General features: G+C 57.9%; 16 protein-coding genes. 12 read left to right on the top strand and 4 right to left on the bottom strand.

The genetic code is table 11. The annotated features are described in order from the left end of the window. The first annotated feature begins 41 nt into the window (after nucleotides 1-41). Genes M5G26_RS22620 through M5G26_RS22610 form a run of 3 tightly spaced genes read left to right on the top strand, consistent with a single transcriptional unit; the run spans nucleotide 42 to nucleotide 2,866 of the window. The gene (locus tag M5G26_RS22620; RefSeq protein ID WP_150692594.1) at nucleotides 42-722 is read left to right on the top strand and encodes a C39 family peptidase; all 681 of its coding nucleotides are present in this window, start codon (nucleotides 42-44) and stop codon (nucleotides 720-722) included. A gap of 44 nt (nucleotides 723-766) precedes the next feature. Next, complete coding sequence (locus M5G26_RS22615) at nucleotides 767-1,513, top strand: hypothetical protein (RefSeq protein WP_150692595.1); 747 nt, start codon at nucleotides 767-769, stop codon at nucleotides 1,511-1,513. A 45-nt stretch (nucleotides 1,514-1,558) separates the two neighbouring features. Further along, on the top strand, nucleotides 1,559-2,866 hold the full coding sequence (locus tag M5G26_RS22610; RefSeq protein WP_273916529.1) for a hypothetical protein: 1,308 nt from the start codon (nucleotides 1,559-1,561) through the stop codon (nucleotides 2,864-2,866). 99 nt (nucleotides 2,867-2,965) lie between these two features. Here M5G26_RS22610 and M5G26_RS22605 read toward each other — a convergent pair whose 3' ends face one another. After that, nucleotides 2,966-4,291 carry a sigma-54 dependent transcriptional regulator gene (locus tag M5G26_RS22605; protein WP_016983762.1) on the bottom strand — a complete coding sequence of 442 codons (1,326 nt, stop codon included), beginning with the start codon at nucleotides 4,289-4,291 and terminating at the stop codon, nucleotides 2,966-2,968. Nucleotides 4,292-4,645: 354 nt separating this feature from the next. On the opposite strand from M5G26_RS22605, the gene M5G26_RS22600 reads away from it, so the two are divergent. The 3 genes from M5G26_RS22600 (at nucleotide 4,646) to nhaB (ending at nucleotide 8,068) form a co-directional block, all read left to right on the top strand. Then, nucleotides 4,646-4,912 carry a hypothetical protein gene (locus M5G26_RS22600; protein WP_034153927.1) on the top strand — a complete coding sequence of 89 codons (267 nt, stop codon included), beginning with the start codon at nucleotides 4,646-4,648 and terminating at the stop codon, nucleotides 4,910-4,912. Between the two features lie 278 nt (nucleotides 4,913-5,190). Next, on the top strand, nucleotides 5,191-6,492 hold the full coding sequence (locus M5G26_RS22595) for a hypothetical protein (protein WP_273916528.1): 1,302 nt from the start codon (nucleotides 5,191-5,193) through the stop codon (nucleotides 6,490-6,492). 73 nt (nucleotides 6,493-6,565) lie between these two features. Beyond that, nucleotides 6,566-8,068 (top strand): sodium/proton antiporter NhaB, encoded by a 1,503-nt coding sequence (nhaB, locus tag M5G26_RS22590; protein WP_273916527.1) that lies wholly within the window; start codon nucleotides 6,566-6,568, stop codon nucleotides 8,066-8,068. A gap of 124 nt (nucleotides 8,069-8,192) precedes the next feature. On the opposite strand, the gene M5G26_RS22585 is transcribed toward nhaB, so the two are convergent. The 3 genes from M5G26_RS22585 to gnd are packed head-to-tail and all read right to left on the bottom strand — an operon-like array spanning nucleotide 8,193 to nucleotide 11,511. Beyond that, on the bottom strand, nucleotides 8,193-9,014 hold the full coding sequence (locus M5G26_RS22585; RefSeq protein ID WP_273916526.1) for an HAD family hydrolase: 822 nt from the start codon (nucleotides 9,012-9,014) through the stop codon (nucleotides 8,193-8,195). Beyond that, a complete protein-coding gene (zwf, locus tag M5G26_RS22580) occupies nucleotides 9,011-10,534 on the bottom strand; it encodes a glucose-6-phosphate dehydrogenase (RefSeq protein WP_134175232.1) in 1,524 nt (507 codons plus the stop codon). Before zwf ends, M5G26_RS22585 begins: the two co-directional genes overlap by 4 nt. Next, complete coding sequence (gene gnd, locus M5G26_RS22575) at nucleotides 10,531-11,511, bottom strand: phosphogluconate dehydrogenase (NAD(+)-dependent, decarboxylating) (RefSeq protein WP_273916525.1); 981 nt, start codon at nucleotides 11,509-11,511, stop codon at nucleotides 10,531-10,533. The genes zwf and gnd overlap by 4 nt, the downstream gene beginning before the upstream one ends. 272 nt (nucleotides 11,512-11,783) lie before the next feature. On the opposite strand from gnd, the gene M5G26_RS22570 reads away from it, so the two are divergent. From M5G26_RS22570 to M5G26_RS22545, 6 genes are all read left to right on the top strand, one after another. After that, entirely contained in the window at nucleotides 11,784-11,966 is a 183-nt protein-coding gene (locus M5G26_RS22570) for a DUF6026 family protein (protein ID WP_016983768.1), read from the top strand. Between the two features lie 195 nt (nucleotides 11,967-12,161). Beyond that, a complete protein-coding gene (locus M5G26_RS22565; RefSeq protein WP_273916524.1) occupies nucleotides 12,162-13,910 on the top strand; it encodes a phosphoethanolamine transferase CptA in 1,749 nt (582 codons plus the stop codon). A gap of 250 nt (nucleotides 13,911-14,160) precedes the next feature. Next, the gene (locus tag M5G26_RS22560; RefSeq protein WP_273916523.1) at nucleotides 14,161-17,229 is read left to right on the top strand and encodes an Ig-like domain-containing protein; all 3,069 of its coding nucleotides are present in this window, start codon (nucleotides 14,161-14,163) and stop codon (nucleotides 17,227-17,229) included. Nucleotides 17,230-17,772: 543 nt separating this feature from the next. After that, a complete protein-coding gene (locus M5G26_RS22555; RefSeq protein WP_273916522.1) occupies nucleotides 17,773-18,057 on the top strand; it encodes a DUF3077 domain-containing protein in 285 nt (94 codons plus the stop codon). After that, a complete protein-coding gene (locus M5G26_RS22550) occupies nucleotides 18,054-18,320 on the top strand; it encodes a short-chain dehydrogenase (protein WP_273916521.1) in 267 nt (88 codons plus the stop codon). Before M5G26_RS22555 ends, M5G26_RS22550 begins: the two co-directional genes overlap by 4 nt. A gap of 218 nt (nucleotides 18,321-18,538) precedes the next feature. Next, nucleotides 18,539-20,767: a TonB-dependent siderophore receptor gene (locus M5G26_RS22545; protein WP_273916520.1), complete on the top strand. Its 2,229-nt coding sequence runs from the start codon at nucleotides 18,539-18,541 to the stop codon at nucleotides 20,765-20,767. Nucleotides 20,768-20,869: the final 102 nt, after the last annotated feature.

Below are 20,869 nucleotides of genomic sequence, written 5' to 3'. Positions count from 1 at the left end.
GGAAACGGGGCTTTTCCTCAGTCCGCAAAGGCGTATCGATCATGCGTAAGACTGCCCTCCTCGCTCTGCTTTGCGTCTGTGGCCTGACTCAGGCCGGCCAGATGCCCGTGGCTGCCCTGCCGGGTGGCACGCTTGTCTACAAGAACGTGCAAAGCATTCGTGAGCGCAAGTTTGCCGACATCGTCGAACAGAAAACCGATTTCAGCTGCGGCGCTGCTGCACTGGCAACGGTATTACGCCAGGCCTATTGGCTCGACGTCGATGAGGAGCACATCATAAAAGGCATGCTGGTCAACGCTGACCAGGACCTTGTTCGTACTCAAGGGTTTTCCATGCTGGACATGAAGCGCTACATAGAAAGCATCGGCATGCGCGCCAGGGGCTACAAGATTCCGCCGGAAAAACTCGACGCTGTAACAATTCCGGTGGTGGTACTGATGGAAATTCGCGGCTACAAGCATTTCGTCGTGTTGCAGCGTTCGGACAAGGATTGGGTTTACATCGGAGACCCGGTTCTCGGCCATAAACGCTACAAACATGATGACTTTGTCAAAGGTTGGAACGGCATTGTCTTCGCCATCGTCGGTCCCGGATATGACAAGGCCAACGCCTTGCGCAGCCCTCCGGTACCACTGACCGCCAAGAACAAGCTGGATGGCTTCAACCCGGTCAAAGATGCTGAATTGATGGACTTCGGGTTCATACAGAGCGACTTCTTTTAATCGCCGATTATAAAGAATGGGGCTGGATGTCCCGGGAGCAGCAAATGAAAACCTCATACTGGCTGGCCGCCGCCTGCCTGGCAGCGAGCGCGTCAGGCTATGCCAATGCAGGATTCAAACCTATAGAAATACAAGACAAGGAGTTGTCCGAACTACGGGGTCGTTATGTCATGCCGGGGCGGATTATCAGCTTCGGCATTGTCATGAGCAGTACCTGGCGCAACGCCAGTGGCGATTTGATCGGGGCATCGACCTCGATGCAACTTCAGGCAGCAACGGTAAAACCTGAATTCTATGTTCAAACCATCAAGGAACACGGCAACGGCGGCACCCTGTCAGCGGGTAATGGCACGATCACCGGTGGCGCCGGCCTTGATAGCAGCCAAGGCGTGACACAAAGCGTGCGTGCCGCTGGCGACAGCAACACGGCCTACAACAACGTCGCCATCAACGTCAAAGAAGCCAATCAGGCACCAGCACTGGCTCCCGCCCAAGGGCAGGCCCTGATGGCCGGCCAGACAATCGGCGGCAGCAATGCGGCGGGCAGCGTCGCCGTCTCGGCAAACGGAGGCGGTGTACAAATGGCCATCCAGGCCGCCGGCAATCAGGGCACCGCCCTGCAACAAGTCGCCCAGGGCGGTTTGCTGCAGAACACCCGCCTGCTGGGCAGTGCCAACGTGGTCAATAACATGACTCAACTCAACGTAGTCCTGAACAATAACGGCATGAGCGCCGGCGCACTGGATTGCAACCTGACCCAACTCAGGGCACTACGCACTATTGGATATTGAACTACGCTGAGTCTCGATCATTGGGCTTAAAGGGACGGCTTATTCATGTATCGATCAGTATCACTGCGTGCCGCTGTTTGTTTGAGCACTCTTCTACCTGCAGCCATGCTGCAAGCGGCACCGGACGCCGATGTAGAAGTTCTGAAACAAGAGCTTCTGGAGCTGAAGCAACGTTACGAAGTACAACAAAAAGCCCTGGCGATACTCGAACAACGGGTTCGCCAGGTCGAAGACCAACCGGCGGCGCCGCAACCTAAACGGTTGGCCAAGTCGCCGTCGGATATGAAAGGCAATCCAAAAGTGGCCACCGGCACCGGGGCCGCAGCAGCGTCGGGGGGCGCAGCAGGTGGCAGTGGCGCTTCCTACGGGCAATCGCTGGCAGATGATTCGCAACCGGCACAAAGTGTGTCCAACCTGTACGACGAAGCCAGCGGCTTCTTCGGCGGTGGCAAATTCAGCGTCGAAACCGGTATCACCTACTCGCGCTACGACACCCGTCAGTTGATCCTCAACGGCTTTCTGGCACTGGACTCGATCTTTCTCGGCAATATCAACCTTGACCGAATCAAGGCTGACACCTGGACCCTTGACCTCACGGGCCGCTACAACTTCGACAACCGCTGGCAGTTCGATTTGAACGTGCCGGTGGTCTACCGCAGTTCGACGTATCAGTCGGGTGGCGGTAACGGCGGTGCGTCAAACGTCACCACAGAACAGGACGTCGATCGCGACCCAACCATTGGCGACGTCAACTTCGGCATTGCTTACAAGTTCCTCGACGAGTCGGTCAATACGCCGGATGCGGTAGTCACCTTGCGGGTCAAGGCGCCAGCCGGCAAGGATCCGTTCGGGATCAAACTGCGCCAGACCGACGCCAACTCCAACCTGTTCGTGCCGGACACTTTGCCAACGGGCAACGGCGTCTGGTCCGTCACCCCAGGCATCTCGCTGGTCAAGACGTTCGACCCGGCTGTGCTGTTCGGCAGCCTGTCCTACACCCACAACCTGGAGGAATCGTTTGACGATATCAGCTCGACGGTCAACCAGAAAAACCCGGGCAAGGTAAAAATCGGCGACAGCTTCCAGATCGGCGCCGGTATTGCGTTTGCGCTGAACGAGAAGATGAGTATGTCGTTCTCGATGTCTGACCTGGTGCAGCGTAAAAGCAAGCTGAAACAGGATGGCGGGGATTGGCAATCGGTGGTCTCCAGTGATGCCAACGCCGGTTACTTCAACGTCGGCATGACCATTGCGGCCACCGACAACCTGACCATTGTTCCGAACCTGTCGATCGGTCTGACCGACGATGCCCCGGACTTTTCCTTCAGCCTGAAATTCCCGTACTACTTCTAAGCAAAAGCAAAAGATCGCAGCCTTCGGCAGCTCCTACATCGGATTCATGTAATCCCTGTAGGAGCTGCCGGAGGCTGCGATCTTTTGATCTTCAGCCAGCTAGCGGATCTGATGCTTGTGCAGCAAACGGTAAAACGTCGGCCGGGACACGCCAAGGACCTTGGCCGCAACACTGAGATTATCGCTGTGCCGGTTCAACACATCGCACAGTGCCTGGCGCTCGGCACGGGTCTTGTAATCTTCCAGCGTGCCCATCGGTGTGGCGATCGAATGCTGACTGATCAGCCCGAGGTCACGGGCCTCGATCTGCCGACCCTCGGCCAGCACCAGTCCGCGCCGTACACGGTTGGCCAGTTCACGGACGTTGCCCGGCCAGTCATGTTTGCCCATGGCAATCAGCGCATCTTCGCTAAAGCTGCGTGGACGGCGGCCGGTTTCATGACTGTAGAAGTGGGAAAAGTGGTTGGCCAGCATCGACAGGTCGCCATGGCGTTCACGCAAAGGCGCGGTGACTACTTGCAGGACGTTGAGCCGGTAATACAGGTCTTCGCGAAAACGCTTCTTCTCGATGGCCGCCTCAAGGTCGACGTGGGTCGCTGCCAGAACGCGCACATCCACAGGGATCGGCTGACTGCCGCCGACGCGCTCGATGTGCTTTTCCTGGAGGAAGCGCAACAGATTGGCTTGTAATTCCAGCGGCAGATCCCCGATCTCATCGAGAAACAGCGTGCCACCATTGGCCGCTTCAATGCGCCCGACCTTGCGCTGATGCGCACCGGTAAACGCTCCCTTCTCGTGGCCGAACAGCTCGGATTGAATCAAGTGTTCGGGAATCGCCCCACAATTGATCGCCACAAACGGCTTGCTGTGACGCTGGGATTGGCGGTGCAGCGTGCGCGCGACCAGTTCTTTGCCGGTACCGCTTTCGCCGCGGATCAACACAGGCGATTCGGTGGGTGCCAGTTTGCTGAGTAATTTGCGCAGTTCACGGATCGGTTTGCTGTCGCCGAGCAGTTCATGCTCAGGCTGATCGACGTGAATCGTGCCCTGCCCGCGCAAACGCGCCATGCCGAATGCGCGGCCGAGGGTGACCTGCACCCGCGATACGTCGAACGGCAAGGTGTGGAAATCGAAAAACCATTCGCAGACGAAGTCACCGACGTTTTGTAATCGCAGGACTTCCTGATTGAGCACAGCGATCCATTCAGTGCCGCTGCGGCTGATCAGTTCCTTGACGGCTTCGGGACGCTCGAGGTGAAACGGCTGTAATCGCAGCAGGCCGACATCACAACTTCGATCGGCGGCATTTTCCAGGGTACAGCTATCAACATCCCAACCTACGGCGCGTAATCCGGGCAATAAGCGGTGGCAATCGTCGCAAGGATCGACCACCAATAAACGTCGTAACGCAGGCGCTTCGCTCATGACTGTTCCTTGGCGCCAAATTATTAGAAATGATTGTAAAAACAGTCATTTGGCAGACCCGACTGTAACATTAGCAAGATTTTGACAGGGCCTTGTATCGATTGCTTATAGGTGTACAAGCAAACACGTTATAAGAACAGAAGTTGTTAGTAAGCTATCGACTAATCCCAGCCTTAACCTTTCAGCAAGCTTTCAAAAACCTGTCGGTAAAGCAACGCCATAAAAGAAAGTTGAAATTTCTTTGTTTCCTGTGTGACCTGCCAGCGGGTTCGGTGCATCAGTACAAGTACCAGCCGAACGGTAAGCCCAACCGACGGCACATCACTTGATTGGGCACGACAGAGAGAAAACCCCATGACCGCCCCGCTCCGTATCAACGAAGCTCTTTTGATTGCCAACCACGCGTTCAAACCGTTCCAGTGCGTGGCCTGGGCGCCACAAGACGGCAATGGCGAACTGAGCCTGACCGTGATCGACCGGACCAATTCGCACATCGGTCGCAAACAGATCCCAAGCAGTGCCTACTCCGATCCAGCGCAACTCGAGCAACTGCTGCAGCAGGCTCGCGCTGAACTCAGTGAAGAAGGCCACACACTGCAATCCTGGTCGATGCCACACTAACAACCGGGCGATGCGGATGACGTTCAGGTCATCCGCCCTCCTCTGTTAGTTGTAAACTTTTAACCCTCCGTACTTTTGTACAACTATTCGCAACTTAGTCAGGCTTAACTGCTTGGCCGGCTTGCTATTGGTTCAAAAAGACACTGTTCTGGCACAGTGCGACCCTCCACCTGTTAGTTCTTACAGTTGTACTTCTCCCGGTTCAGGGATTGAATGTTTCGCTCATGCAGTTAGCCATCCGGTTTCCGGTTCAGGTCAACTCGCAAGGAGATGCGTGCATGTCCACCCTGAACACTTTTGCGCTGCCGGCATTACCGACGACGTTGTCGAATCGGGCCGGTCAACTCGACAGAACGTTTGCCGCCACCGGCGTCGCCCAAGTGTATTTCGCTGGCAGCGTGTCCAGCCTGACGGTAGATATCGCGCTTGATCCGCAGGGGCGGATTCTCGTTGCGGCAAAAGTCGGCATCAGCGCCGGCAGCCGATTCGGACTGGCGCGGATGCTCGCCGATGGCTCAGCCGATCTGACTTTCGGTGATCAGGGCAGCGTGATTGATACCTTTGCTCCAGGCTTCGAAGCCACCGCCGGCAAAGTCCAGGTGCTACCCGATGGGAGCATCCTGCTCGCCGGTCTGCATTATGAAAACGCTCATCGCACTTTGCCGGCGCTGGCCTTGTTCGATGCACAGGGCAAGCCGGATCCGAGCTTCGGTGACAATGGTCGTCAGGTGGTGCGCCTGCCCGGCGATCTGTCCATGGGCAGCCGTGACTCATGGCTGCCACCGGGCGTACCCGGTGCCGAAGCCTGCGACTTTGTCGTGCAGGACGACGGCCATATTCTGTTGATCGCCAATCACCACTTCGAACTCGCCGACCATGCCGGCATGCTGATTCGCCTCAAGCCCGATGGCAGTCTGGACGAAACCTTCAACGGCCGCGGCTTCGTGATGATTCGCCACTTGTTGCTCAACACCTGGCTCAGCAGCCTGCTGTTGCAAAAGGATGGGCGGATTGTCGTGGCAGGCTCCATCGACTTTCCGCAGGAGGGTCTATTGGCGCGCTACCTGCCCAATGGTCGTCTCGACGAGCGCTTTGCCGTGGATGGCTTCATGGCGTTCAAGGCACACGGCCAAAGCGCCCAGGTCAGTCAGGTCATTGAATCCACCGACGCGCTGCACTGCTTCGGCAGCAGTCGCGACCCGATCCGTTGCATGGCCTACAGCGTGCACACCAACGGTCGTCCGGACCTGCACAGCCATGGCGGACAGCCTCAACTGCTGGAAATCGGCCCCAGCGGCTGCCAATGGAGCGCCGCCCAATGCATGGCGGACGGCCGCATTGTCGCGGTCGGTGCCACCATTGGCGGAATCGAGGCGGATTTTATCGTTGCCCGCTACCTGAGTGACGGCAGCCTGGATCGCAGCTTCGGCGATGGCAAAGGCTGGCTGCGCACGCGCCTGGGACGCAGCCTGGACACGGCCAATTCGCTGGCTGTGCAACCGGACAATGCCATCCTCGTCGGCGGTTATTCATTGGATGGCAACTATCGAGCCATGGTGGCGCGTTACCTGAACCATTGAAAAACACGGACTGTACTTGATCTTCCGCAAGGCATCCGGCAACTTGCGCGCTTCTAAAGACAAGGAGCAGCCGATGTCCGGTTCAATGGCCCAGGCGTTCGCGCAAAATTTTCTCGGGCACTCGCCACGTTGGTACAAGGCGACCATCGTCGGTTTTCTAATCCTCAATGCGCTGGTGCTCTTCACCGTTGGCCCGGTCGCGGCCGGCTGGTTACTGGTGATCGAATTCATCTTCACCCTGGCGATGGCGCTCAAGTGCTATCCGTTGATGCCCGGCGGTTTGTTGCTGATCGAAGCGCTGTTGCTGAAGATGACCACACCGCAGGCGCTTTACGATGAGTTGGTGCACAACTTCCCGGTGATCCTGCTGCTGATGTTCATGGTGGCTGGCATCTACTTCATGAAAGATCTGTTGCTGTTTCTGTTCTCGCGCCTGCTGTTGGGCGTGCGTTCAAAAGCACTACTGGCCTTGATGTTCTGCTTTCTTTCGGCGTTTCTCTCGGCGTTTCTTGATGCTCTGACGGTGACGGCGGTGATCATCAGTGCGGCCGTCGGTTTCTACTCCGTCTACCACCGCGTCGCGTCCGGCAATGATCCGCGCCAGGACAGCGAGTTCGCTGACGACCAGAACCTGCCGAAACTGCATCACGACGACCTGGAAAAATTCCGCGCGTTCTTGCGCAGTCTGTTGATGCACGGCGCGGTCGGTACGGCGCTGGGCGGCGTGTGCACACTGGTCGGTGAGCCGCAGAACCTGCTGATCGGCCATGAAATGGGCTGGCACTTCGGCGAGTTCTTCCAGAAGGTCGCACCGGTGTCCCTGCCGGTGCTGGCGGCCGGTCTTGTGACCTGCGTGTTGCTGGAGAAGCTGCGCTGGTTCGGCTACGGCACACTGCTGCCGGACAACGTTCGCGCCGTGCTGGCCAACTACGCCGCCGAAGACAACGCCGAACGTACTGCTCGCCAACGCGCTGCGCTGCTGGTGCAAGGCGCAGCGGCATTGATTCTGATCGGTTGCCTGGCCTTTCACATCGCTGAGGTCGGCCTGATCGGCTTGATGGTGATTGTGTTGATCACCGCGTTTACCGGCATCACCGACGAGCATCGTCTGGGCAGTGCATTCAAGGACGCCATGCCGTTCACGGCGCTGCTGGTGGTGTTTTTTGCCGTGGTTGCAGTGATTCACGATCAACAGCTGTTCGCGCCGTTGATCGAGTGGGTGCTGGCCCTGCCGGTCGAGCAACAACCGGGCATGCTGTTTATTGCCAACGGCCTGTTGTCGGCGATCAGTGACAACGTGTTTGTCGCGACGATCTACATCACCGAAGTGAAACAGGCGTTCCTCGCTGGGCACATGAGCCGCGAGCATTTCGAGACCCTGGCGATTGCGATCAATACAGGTACCAACCTGCCAAGCGTGGCGACGCCGAATGGCCAGGCTGCATTTCTGTTCCTGTTGACCTCGGCGATCGCGCCGCTGGTGCGCCTGTCGTATGGGCGGATGGTGTGGATGGCGTTGCCGTACACTTTTGTGATGGGCCTGCTCGGCTGGTATGCCGTCAGCTACTGGCTCTGATCAAACCGCCCGGTCCATGTAGGAGCTGTCGAGTGAAACGAGGCTGCGATCTTTTGATCCTGTTTTTATCAATCAAGGTCAAAAGATCGCAGCCTGCGGCAGCTCCTACAAGATTTTCGCTGAATCAGCGAGGGAGGATGTATTTCTCGATCGCTTGGGCCACGCCGTCTTCAGTGTTCGGCGCGGTGACCACGTCAGCCTGACGCTTCACCGCCTCCTCCGCCTGCCCCATGGCAATCGACAGCCCTGCGCAATGAAACATCGCCGGGTCGTTGCCGCCATCACCGATGGCCGCTGTCTGTTCCAGTGGAATCCCGAGATGCGCGGCCAGCGTCGCCAGCGCGGTGCCTTTGTTGGCCTCCAGCGCCGTGACATCGAGATACACCGGTTGCGAGCGTGACACTTGTGCCATGCCGTTGACCTTGGTCAACAGGCGCGCCTCAAGCTCGATCAACAGTTCAGTGTTGTTACTGGTCGCGACGATCTTGTCGATGCGCTGCAGATACGGCTCGAAACTCTCCACCACCACTGGCGGATAACCGAGACCATGCTGCTCGCGTGGCACCATCGGCCCGTGGGGATCCTTGAGCAACCAGTCACCGCCGCTGAACACCCAGATTTCCACGTCCGGTTGATCGGCGAACGTTGCCAGCGCAATCAGCGCGGTGGTGGCCGGCAGGTAATGCGCGACCAACAAACTGCCATCCGGATTGACGATGGTTCCACCGTTAAACGCCGCTGTCGGCAAATCAACGCCCAGGGCTTCAATCTGCTGCAGCATGGCTTTTGGCGGCCGCCCAGTGGCGAGACTGAACAACACGCCGGCCTCACGCAGCGAACGCACCGCCTCGATGGTGCGCTGGCTCAGCGTGTGATCGGGCAGCAACAGCGTGCCGTCCATGTCGCTGAGCAGAAAACGAATGGGTTGTTTCGACAAGTCACTCATCCGAGGCCATGCCAGACGCGGCCATCGCGAGTCAGCAGATCTTCGGCGGCCTGCGGGCCGTCTTCACCGGCAGCATAGGTCTGTACGCTCGCGTCCTGTTGCCAGGCATCAAGGAACGGTTGTACGGCGCGCCAGCCGTTCTCGATGTTGTCGGCGCGCTGGAACAGTGTCTGATCGCCGGTCAGGCAGTCGTAGATCAGCGTTTCGTAACCGGTCGACGGCTGCATCTCGAAAAAGTCTTTGTAGGCAAAACCCAGTTCGATGTTGGCCATGTTCAGCGCCGGCCCCGGGCGCTTGGCCAGCAGGTCGAACCACATGCCTTCGTTGGGCTGGATCTGGATACGCAGATAAGTCGGCTGCAACTCATCGACTTCGGTGTCACGGAATTGCGCGTACGGCGCCGGTTTGAAGCAGATGACGATCTCGGTGTCGCGCACACTCATGCGCTTGCCGGTGCGCAGGTAGAACGGCACGCCGACCCAACGCCAGTTGTCGATCATCACTTTCAGCGCGACGTAGGTTTCGGTGCTGCTGTCAGGCGAAACGTTAGGCTCTTGGCGATAACCGTTCAGCGACTTGCCATCGACTTCGCCGGCGCTGTACTGGCCGCGAACCGAGTTGGCCCGCGCCTCTTCAGTGGTCCACGGACGGATCGCCCCGACCACTTTGGCCTTCTCGCCGCGCACCGCATCGGCGCCGAATGCCGCCGGCGGTTCCATAGCGACCATGGCCAGCAACTGAAACAGGTGATTGGGCACCATGTCGCGCAGTGCGCCGGTGTGTTCGTAAAAACTGCCACGGGTTTCGACACCGACGGTTTCGGCGGCGGTGATCTGCACGTGATCGATGTAGTGATTGTTCCAGAAGGCTTCGAACAGGCTGTTGGAGAACCGGCTGACCAGAATGTTCTGTACGGTTTCCTTGCCCAGATAATGGTCGATCCGATAGATCTGTTTCTCGGACATCACCTTGAGCAGACAGGCGTTCAACGCTTCGGCGGTCTGCAGATCGGAGCCGAACGGCTTCTCGATCACTACCCGTCTGAACGCTTCGGGGGTTTCTTCCAGCAGTTTCGCGGCGCCCAGTCGGCGAACCACTTCACTGAAGAAACGCGGCGCGGTGGCCAGGTAGAACACCGCATTGCCAGTGCCGCTGTCGGCGATTTTCGCCGCCAGCGCAGAATAAGTGCTGTCGTCCAGAAAGTCGCCCTGGACGTAGCTGATACCTTTGGCGAGCTTGGCCCACAAGGCCGGATCCAGCATCTGATCGCCCTTGCCGACCTTCGCCGCCACTTCGGTGCGGATGAAGTCTTCGAGCTTTTGCGCGAAGGCTTCATCGGTAATGGCGTTGTGGTCAACGCCAACGATCCGCAGATTGTCGTCAAGCAAGCCGTCGCGACTGAGGTTGTACAGCGCCGGCATCAGCAAGCGCTTGACCAGGTCGCCGTGGGCACCGAACAAAAACAGCGTGGTCGGTGGTGCGGGTTCTGCCTTGGATTTTCTGCGGATCGTATGGGTCATTTCTTCGGTGTCTCCACGTGGCCGCCGAAGCCGAAGCGCTGGGCCGAAAGAATCTTGTCGCCAAACGTGCCCTGACCGCGCGAGCGGTAGCGCGAGAACAGCGAGTTCGACAGCACCGGTACCGGCACCGCTTGCTCCATGGCCGCTTCGATGGTCCATTGACCTTCGCCGCTGTCGGCAACCGAGCCGGAGAAGCCGTCGAGCTTCGGATCGCTGGCCAGTGCATCGGCGGTCAGGTCGAGCAGCCACGAGGAAACGACGCTGCCACGACGCCACACTTCCGCAATGTCGGCGACGTTCAGATCAAAACGCTGATCTTCCGGCAGGCGCTCGCTGGATTTGGTCTTGAGGATGTCGAAGCCCTCGGCGAACGCGGCCATCATGCCGTACTCGATGCCGTTGTGAATCATCTTCACAAAGTGCCCGGCACCGGCAGGACCGGCGTGGATGTAACCGTGCTCGGCACGCTGATCCTCGGACTTGCGATCCTTGGTGCGCGGGATGTCGCCCATGCCTGGCGCCAGAGCGGCGAACAGCGGGTCGAGGCGCTGCACGGTTTCAGCGTCGCCGCCGATCATCATGCAATAGCCGCGCTCCAGGCCCCAGACGCCGCCGGAAGTACCGACGTCGATGTAGTGCAGGCCTTTCTCGGCCAGGGTCTTGGCCCGGCGAATGTCATCCTTATAGTTGGTGTTGCCGCCGTCGATGATGGTATCGCCGGCTTCGAGCAGCGTGCTCAGGGTGTTGATGGTGTCTTCGGTCGGCGCGCCGGCCGGCAGCATGACCCATACCGCGCGCGGTTTGGCCAGGCCGGCAACCATTGCCGGCAAGTCGGCGACGCCGGTGGAGCCCTCGGCGACCAGGTTATCGATGAAAGCGGTATTGCGGTCGTAAACAACGGTGGTGTGACCGTTGAGCATCAGACGTCGCGCAATATTGCCGCCCATGCGGCCCAGTCCAATAATCCCGAGTTGCATGTGCTGATGCTCCTTACTACAAATAAATGTGTGTCATTGGTTATAGCCCAACGCGACTGATGGAGGTTAGTCCAGAGCGTTGCGATGAAGTTTCCGGGCATTGTGCCCGATCCAGACTGATAACGCCCCGAATCATGCAGAAGACACACCGACCATGAAAAATAAAAAAGTTCCATTCACAGGCAAAAGAAATCAAAATCGGCGCCGATAGTAGATCAGTACCGCAAGCCGGGACGACCTACAGTTGATGCACGCCATTTGCGAGGTGAGCAATGGGCACAGTACACACAGCAATGCCGCCACAAACCCTGTACGTGACGATTCGTCGCGATGAATTGCGTCAGTTGAAAGACGAACGCGACCAATTGAAACAGGAACTGGCGCAACTGCGCCTGTTGACCCAAGGTGCGCAGCCGCAACCTTTGCCGGTCGTTCAGCGTCATCCGCACGCCTGATCCCCCGCCTTACCGGGAACGGCACCCGCTGTTCCCGACACGTTTAGCCTTGGCTGCTTTGGCCAACTAACAAACTTTTCACATTCTCTTCGTAATACTCCGCCCCCATTCTGGCCGTACCTACGTGTGCGGCCTCCGTTCGTCGGTTTCATGGATGTTCCGGCGGTGGTTGTAACGAGTGAGCTGGAGCGCCGAATGGCATTGTTCAAACGCAGCAAAACGACTGCGACAGGTTTCGACTGGGCCGGTTTTCTCTGGCTGTTTGTTTTCTTCTGGTACTTCTCGGGTATCACCCAACTGCTGATTCAGCTGACCGGCACCTCGGGCTTTACCGGGTTCCGTCAGGCGTTCGTCATGAGCGCGATCTGGCTGGCGCCGATGTTGCTGTTCCCCAAGCGCACCAAACTGCTCGCCGCCATCATCGGCGTGGTGCTGTGGGCCTGCTCGATGGCCAGCCTGGGCTATTTCTTCATCTATGAGCAGGAATTCTCCCAGAGCGTCATCTTCATCATGTTCGAGTCGAACATCTCTGAAGCCGGCGAGTACATGACCCAGTACTTTGCCTGGTGGATGGTGCCAGCGTTCCTCGCCCATACCGCGTTCGCGTACTTCCTGTGGACGCGTCTGCGCCCGGTGTACATGCCCCGTGGCCGCGCATTCGTCGCGGCGATGGCAATCCTGATTGCCGTGATCGGTTATCCGCTGGTCAAACAAACGTTGCGCATGGGCTCCTTCGACCAAGGCTTCGAGAAATTCGAAACCCGCATCGAGCCAGCGGTGCCATGGCAGATGGTCGTGGCCTATCACCGTTACCAGGAAACCCTCGCCGACATGCAGGGCATGCTGCACAACGTGAGCAAGATCGCGCCGCTGAAAAACCTCAAGGACGCCACGGCTGATCAGCCCAAGACCCTGGTGCTGGTGATCGGCGAATCGACCAACCGTCAGCGCATGAGCCTTTACGGCTATCAGCGCAACACCACGCCGGAACTGGACAAGCTCAAGGATCAACTGGCGGTCTTCGACAACGTCGTCACCCCGCGCCCGTACACCATTGAGGCGTTGCAGCAGGTACTGACTTTCGCTGACGAAGAGCATCCGGACCTGTACCTGTCGACACCGTCACTGGTCAGCGTGATGAAACAGGCGGGTTACAAGACCTTCTGGATCACCAACCAACAGACCATGACCAAGCGCAACACCATGCTCACCACGTTCTCCGAACAGGCCGACGAGCAGGTGTACCTGAACAACAACCGCAACCAGAACGCCGCGCAGTACGACGGTGACGTGATCGAGCCGTTCAACAAAGCGCTGGCGGATGCGGCACCGCGCAAGCTGATCGTTGTGCATTTGCTCGGCACGCACATGAGCTACCAGTACCGCTATCCGCCGACGTTCGACAAGTTTCAGGACCGCAACGGCGTGCCACCCGGCGTGCGTGACGATCAGGTACCGACTTACAACAGCTACGACAATGCCGTGTTGTACAACGACTTCGTGGTGTCGAGCCTGATCAAGGATTACGCCAAATCCGATCCGAACGGCTTCCTGCTGTACCTCTCGGACCACGGTGAAGACGTGTTCGACTCGGTGGGCCACAAGACCCTGGGCCGCAACGAAAACAAACCGACCGCGCCGATGTACACCATCCCGTTCATGGCCTGGGCTTCGCCGAAGTGGAAAGCCAACCACGACTGGAACTTCGCCGGCGACCTCGATCGCCCGTACAGCAGCTCGCACCTGATCCACACCTGGGCTGACCTCGCCGGTTTGAGTTTCGATGAACTGGACCGCAGCAAGAGCCTGGTCAGCGACAGCTTCAAGGCGCGCCCACTGCTGATCGGCGACCCGTACCAGACTGAGCAACGCGCGTTGATCGACTTCAGTTTGATGAAGCCGAAGAAACTCGACACTGCGCCGGCGGATGTTGCACAAAAGTAAAGCCGCTGTGGATTTACCGAGGTGATGGCAACCGCAGAGCGCTTTGCCTGATCCATTGAAAAGCTCTGTATCGAAAGATGCAGAGCTTTTTTTATGCCTTCAGAAATCCGGATCGTTCGATGAACAATCCGTTCTGCAAACGCCTACCGCACGTCGGATTTCGGCCCTTACCTGTCAGATCTGACAGGTGCGAAATCCCGCCAATGCGCTTTCAATCACTCCGTTACTTCACCGAACGGAGCACGCCCCCATGTCCAACCCAACACCGGATGCCCTGAAGTCCCTCTACTTCCCTGCCCTGAACCCACTCGACCCAACGGAAGACTACGATGGCGGCATCCCCATTCGTGGCGTGGAAAACGGTTTGCAAGGCACTGTGCCTGCCTGGCTCTCCATGAGCATCGGCGACCGGGTCGATGTTTTTTGGAACAACGCCACGCAGGCAGTGTGGAGCAAGACCATTCAATACGAGTCCGAACTCAATCGGGATGTGATCTTCACCCTGGCCAAGGATTTTGTGCTCGACGGTGATGCCACCAACGTTTACTACAAGATTTCCGGCAAGAACTATCCCGGCGAAGAATCCAGGCCCCGCTTGAAACTGCTGGTCAAACTCACCCGCCCCGGCGAATACGACGACATCCCCGGTGATGACGGCCACTCCGACCTCAATTTTTCCCTCGACCGCTACGAGGTCGATCAGGATTTTCCGCAAAACGGCGTGGTGACGATGCGCATCGTTCCCTACCGCAACCTGACCCGCTACGACCGCATCCACGCCCGCTGGGGCAGCCAGCAAGTGATGCATCTGGTCAGCCCGGAACAGGCGGCGGATCCGTTGAAAAACCCGATCGACATCACTTTCGATTACAACCTGATCAAGGCCGCCGGCGATGGCTCCGCGGTGGCGGTGGCGTTTCAGGTGGTCGACCGCTGCGGCAACTACCCGGACGAGCGCGCCCCGTGGTCAGCCCTCCAGTCGGTGCTGGTGGACATGAACGGCGACCGACTGGACTCACCGCTGGTGCTGGTCAAAGGCCAGCCGACCGATCGTGTGGACCTCGACACACTGGGTGACGACGACGTCATCGTTCGCGTGTACACGACGGCCAAGGACTTTGCCGTGAACGACGAAGTGCTCCTGACCTGGACCGGCACCCCCGCCCAAGGCCCGCAAATCATCGTCGGCCCGTTATCGAAAACGGTGGATTTCGTGCCCTTTCAGCTCGATTTCATCATCCCCAACGAAGCCGTGCGCGCTATCGCCAAGGGCAGTGCGTCGGTGGGCTTTGTCCGGCGCCGCGAGGGTGAATCCGACCGCCCCTCGAAAAACGCCAGCGTCAGCGTTGTCGGCGATATCAGCCAACTCCTTGCGCCTACCGTTGACGAGGCGCCGGGCGGGACGTTGCCAGTCGATACGCCGTGGGCGACGGTGAGTGCGCCGTGGTACGTCGGTCGCAACGGCAGTGATCTGCTGAATGTGATCTGGGAGGCAAAGGCGCCCGGCGGCGACCCTGTTTACTACGAGGACCCGCGTCCGGTCGGCAACGTAGCGGAAGGCGAGCCCGTTCTGCGCAACGTAAGCAAAACCGAAATTCAGCGTTTCGATGGTTTGAGCGTCAAGGTCTACTACGTCGTCACCAATAGAGACAACCTGCTGCTCAGCGTGCGCGAATCGCTGCCATTCATCATGCAGGTGGGCGTGGCGAAGCCAACCTTTGATCGCCCGGAAGTCGTAGAAGCAGACGACAACGACGTGCTGGATCCGGACAACGTGCCGCCCACCGGCGCAACTTTGGTCTTGACTCACACCGGTACCCAAGACAAAGACCGGTTCAACTTTAACTGGAAGGGTTCGGCCAGCGGCGGCAGCTTCAGTGACCATATCGACCTGATCCCCGTCACAGCCGGCAAGCCTGTACGGGTGACCGTGCCGAAACAGTACGTCACGGCCAACCGCGACGGCACTGTGACGGCGGATTACAAGATTGAGCGGGGGGGAGAAACGTTGGGGTATTCGCAGGAGTTGAAACTGCGGATCGGGGTGGCGCTGGATCTGAAAGAGCCCGAGATCAAAGAGGCACCTAACAACATCCTGCAACCCATCGCCGCCAAAGACACCCTGACTGCTGTCGTCCGGGCTTATCCGGACATGATCGGTACGCAGGTGAGCGTGACGTGGACAGGTACGCCGGGTGAAGGCAGCAAGACGGAAGGCCCGATAGAGGTGACCGCACAGCAGGATTTAGAGGTTGCACTGCCCAACTCGCTGGTTGCGTTCAACCTGGGCAACGATGACGTGATGGTCACTTACGTCGTTACTCGTAATGGAATGCCGCAGGGTTCGAAAGAAATGACCTTGAAGGTAGCGCCAATTGTTGATGGAGATCCCGAGTTGGGTATCCCATTTATCACCGAAGCCGCGAACAACGGCGCTGGCCCTGAGTTAAATATTAACGCGCTGACCGCTGACGCAACCATGCGACTCAACAACTGGCCGCTGATTTTTCCAGATCAGTATGTATGGTCGCGATTGAAGGGCACCAATAAAGACAACACCACGTATTCCAAAATTTTTTGGCAACCGCCAGCGTCGAAAACAGATGAAGAATGGATTAAGCAAGGCTTTAACGCACACGCCATTCTACTTAGTGATCTGAGAAACTTGAAAAACAATAGTCAACTAGCATTAGAAATCAAGACAGCATTTGGGGGAAGTTCCGATGAAAAATACGCGACGACTTTTAAGGAGCGTGTTTATAACGTCAAGACCGCAGCCCCTCTCGTCTGGAATGATAGTCCGGTGACACTAACAGTCCATACCGCTTCATTTGAAGGGGCCAGACCAGACTGGGATATTATCGCAGATACTTTTTCACTTCCCTTATACCGGGGAGCCAAAGAAGGAGTTCCTCCTTACACATACAAATCAGCAAATGAAAGCGTCGCCACAGTTGATAAGCTTGGCAATATCAAGGCTGTGGGCAAAGGAAAAACCATTATTACGTTGCAAGACGACGCAGGCGAAACTAAAACTCTTGAAGCTACAGTAATACAAGAACACTACACTCTGTTATATTCCCCTCACTCTGGCACTCAAGAGGAATTTGTTGTGTGGGCAGGGAAAGTTGGCGGGAAATTGCCCCCTCCTTATTTTCTTGATACTGTTCTCCCCCGCTTGTATCGCCCAAAAAATACCAGTTGGCATCACGTGTCATATCGACGCAATACTAGTACTGAAGAGATGATGAATCCGTATCTTAATATCCAGTTCATACCTTTTCCAAACATCGCACCATTTCTAGTCGTCAAAGAATAACTGATTACCAAACGGAGCCAGACTATGTCGTCTGTATTTTCATAGAAGCTTCCCAGCCTATGGTAAATCCCACACTAACAGCGTGTGAGATTTACCATAGGTTTCGATCTTTTTTGTCGGAGAACTCAAAGGGGCCAGACTACGTTTCCTTCATTTTTTGATCAAAATATCGCAGCCATCGGTAACTCACTCTCGAACATTGTATGAGCATCTACACGTAGCAATCTTTGGCGTTGTAGAAAGCCAGCGGATTGGCAACTCCCGTAGCTTGCACCTACAAAAAATCTCGGAGAACTCCCGCAGACTGCAGCGGTTGACTGCCCTGCCCTCACTCCCTATCCTCGCGCCCTGTCACGACTCATTCGTGATCGGGTTTGACGGCCCGAAGTATTCCTAGGTCCTTGCATAGCTTCTATGGCAGCTGTGCGTGGGGCGCTTTCGAGTGCGCCGGGTTCCTAGGACCGGTCCGTCAACCCGCGTACAGTTGCCACCTAAATCGTTTGACGGCGATCAAGTGGCGACTTCATTTCCTGGGAGTTACACATGACCGATCCAACCACAAGACCCACCCCCTTCGCCCCCTGCGACCACGTCGCTCACCACCTCTTCACCGTCCAACCCGACATCCCCCTCCTCGACGCCCTCGAACACGCCTCCGTTTACCTCAACTGCGCCGAAGCCCTCGCCCACCAAGCCCCAACCGCCACACGCCCGGAACACTCCGGCTCTCTGCACTGGGCCAGTCAGCAAATGCTCAGCACCGCCCGCGCACTGGTGCTGGCCTCCGTTGCTGGTTTGCACGCCGCACAGGCCGGAGGTGAAGCATGAGTTCGCACATTTCGATGACTCACAACGAGGGCAGCATTCCGGTATTGCTGGTCTCGACCGAAGCGCCGCTGGATGTCTTGCATAGCAGCGCGGCCACTCGATTTCTGGCGGTGACGCAGATGATGGAAAGTCTGGCCAGCCTGGATATCTCATCCGCCAAAGGCGCCGATGTGCAGCAACTGGCCCATGCGGCGGCGATGTTGTTGCGTGATGGCTGTGACGTGATGGATGTGTTGGGCCGGCAGATTCGTTTGCGGGTCTGATAGGGGCAAGATCAAAAGATCGCAGCCTTCGGCAGCTCCTACTGGTATCGGTGCAGGAGCTGCCGAAGGCTGCGATTTTTTGTTTTTCAAGCGAGGTCGAGTCATGTCTCGGAAACATCCACAAATAACAATATTTCTCGTTTGACACTAAATCCCCGCCCCACCCTTCGTCTTTGAACAAACGGAATTTTTCCCTCGAAGACAAGGAGTCGGCTGCGATGTTCGCGCCCATTACCCGTTCCATGACCCTCACCCTCGGCCTGTGCAGCGCTGCTTTCAGCGCCGATCTGCTGGCTGAAGCCGAAGCCGAAAAACCGCCGCAGCCCGCCAGTCCGGCGCTGGAGCTGGCCGCGACCAATGTCAGCGCGAAAGGCCTGGGCACCACCACCGAAAACACCGAGTCCTACACCACTGGCGCGATGAGCACAGCGACGCGGCTGAATCTGTCGATCAAGGAAACCCCGCAATCGGTGTCGGTGATCACGCGCCAGCAGATGGATGATTTCAAACTCGGTACATTGTCCGAGGCCATGCGCCAGACCACGGGTGTGGTGGTGCAGCATCTGGATTCGGATCGAGTCAGCTATTCATCGCGCGGTTATGCGATCAACAACTTCCAGATCGACGGGATGCTCAACACCTTCGATCGCATGAAGTCCGACTCCGACACGATCATTTACGACCGTATCGAGGTGGTGCGCGGTGCCACGGGGCTGACCACGGGGGCCGGTGATCCGTCGGCGACGATCAACATGGTGCGCAAGCGTCCGACCGCGCAGTGGCAGGCGCTGGCCGGGGTCAGTGGTGGCAGCTACGACAATTACTACAGCTACGTCGATGTCGGCGGGCCGCTGGCGTTCGACGGTCGCTTGCGCGGGCGCACGGTGTTGGCGTATCGCGATAACCAGTCGATCAAGGACAAATACGCACTGCAACGGGAGGTCGGTTATGGCGTGCTTGAGGCGGATCTGAGCGATTCCACCGTGCTGGCGGTCGGTTACGACTATCAGAACAAGCATGTGCAAGGCTCGTCGTGGGGCACGGTGCCCTACTGGAATGCCGATGGCAGCAAGGCCGGTCTTGGGCGCTCGACCAACATGGCGGCGTCTTGGAGTTCCTGGCCGCTGCAAGACAAAACCGCATTTGCCACCCTCGATCAGCAACTGGCCGGCGGCTGGCGCCTGAAAGCGGCGTACACCCACCGCGAGAGCAATACCGACGGCAAGGTCTATTACGGTGGTGCCGGTTTTCCCGCAGCGGACCGCAGCGGCATGATCGCCTACACCTCGCACATGATCGGCACGCAGAAAATGCAGGCGTATGACTTCAATGTCTCCGGTCCCTACTCGCTGCTGGGCCGTGAGCACGAAATGATGTTCGGCTACGGTGAGGCCGTGCGCCGCTCGAATTCACCATACACCATTGCCGGTACGCGCCCCAAGGACTACGGGACCATCCGCGACTGGAAATACATGGGCGACATCGCCAAGTTCAGCGACACCGTCACCGACCTCACCGGCTCCAAGGACGATACCCGGCAGAAAGCCGGGTACATCGCCACGCGCCTGAGCCTGACCGATGATCTGCACGCCGTGCTCGGCAGCCGATATGGCAGTTGGCAAGCGTCCAGTACCAGCAACAGTTACGACGCCAATCGGCAGCTGACCAAGGTCGATTACACCAGCCAGAAACAGAACGACGTCTGGACGCCATACGCCGGGCTGCTGTACGACCTGAACCCGGAATACACGGCGTACGTGAGTTACACCGACATCTTCAAGCCGCAGGGCAACCGCGACAAGAATCGCAAATACATCGACCCGGTGGTCGGCAAAAACTATGAAGTGGGCATCAAGGGCAGCCTGCTCGAGGAACGCCTGAACCTGTCCACGGCGGTGTTCTGGAGCAAGCAGGATAACGTCGCCGAACTCGATAACTCGGTACCGGCGGATCCGGTTACCCGTGAGCAGTTCTACAAATCCGGCGGCAAGGGCAACAAGGTCAACGGCTTTGAAGCTGAAGTGTCCGGTGAAATCCTTCAGGGCTGGAACATGACCGCCGGTTACACCTACACCCACTCGGTGAACGGCGAAAGCGAGCGCACCAACACCAATCAGCCGATGAACCTGTTGCGCGTCTCCACGGCGTACCGTCTGCCGGGCGAATGGCAGGCGCTGACCGTGGGTGGCGCGGTGAACTGGCAAAGCGATGTGTATGGCACTTCAAGCCGACCGATTGGCGGCGACACCGAAGAAGCGCGAATCGCCCAGAGCGCCTACACCGTGGTCAATCTGATGTCGCGCTACGAGTTCGACCGGCATCTGTCGGCATCACTGAACGTCAACAACCTGTTCGACAAGAAGTATTACGACAACGTCGGTTTCTATAACGGTGTGTACTGGGGTGACCCGCGCACCGTCACCCTGAGTCTCGACTGGAAACTCTGACCCCCGCCTATCGGGCGCGGCGCGCCTTCGCTTGATGTGCGCCGCGTCTGTCTGATATCGCCCCGCAACATGCTGCAAAACCTACACTGAATCGGCGTTAAC

The organism is Pseudomonas sp. TNT2022 ID642, from assembly GCF_028656995.1.
In the GTDB taxonomy this organism is placed as follows: Bacteria; Pseudomonadota; Gammaproteobacteria; order Pseudomonadales; family Pseudomonadaceae; genus Aquipseudomonas.
Note: the sequence above shows the minus strand (reverse complement) of the source record. Positions and strands in the feature narration are given on the sequence as shown.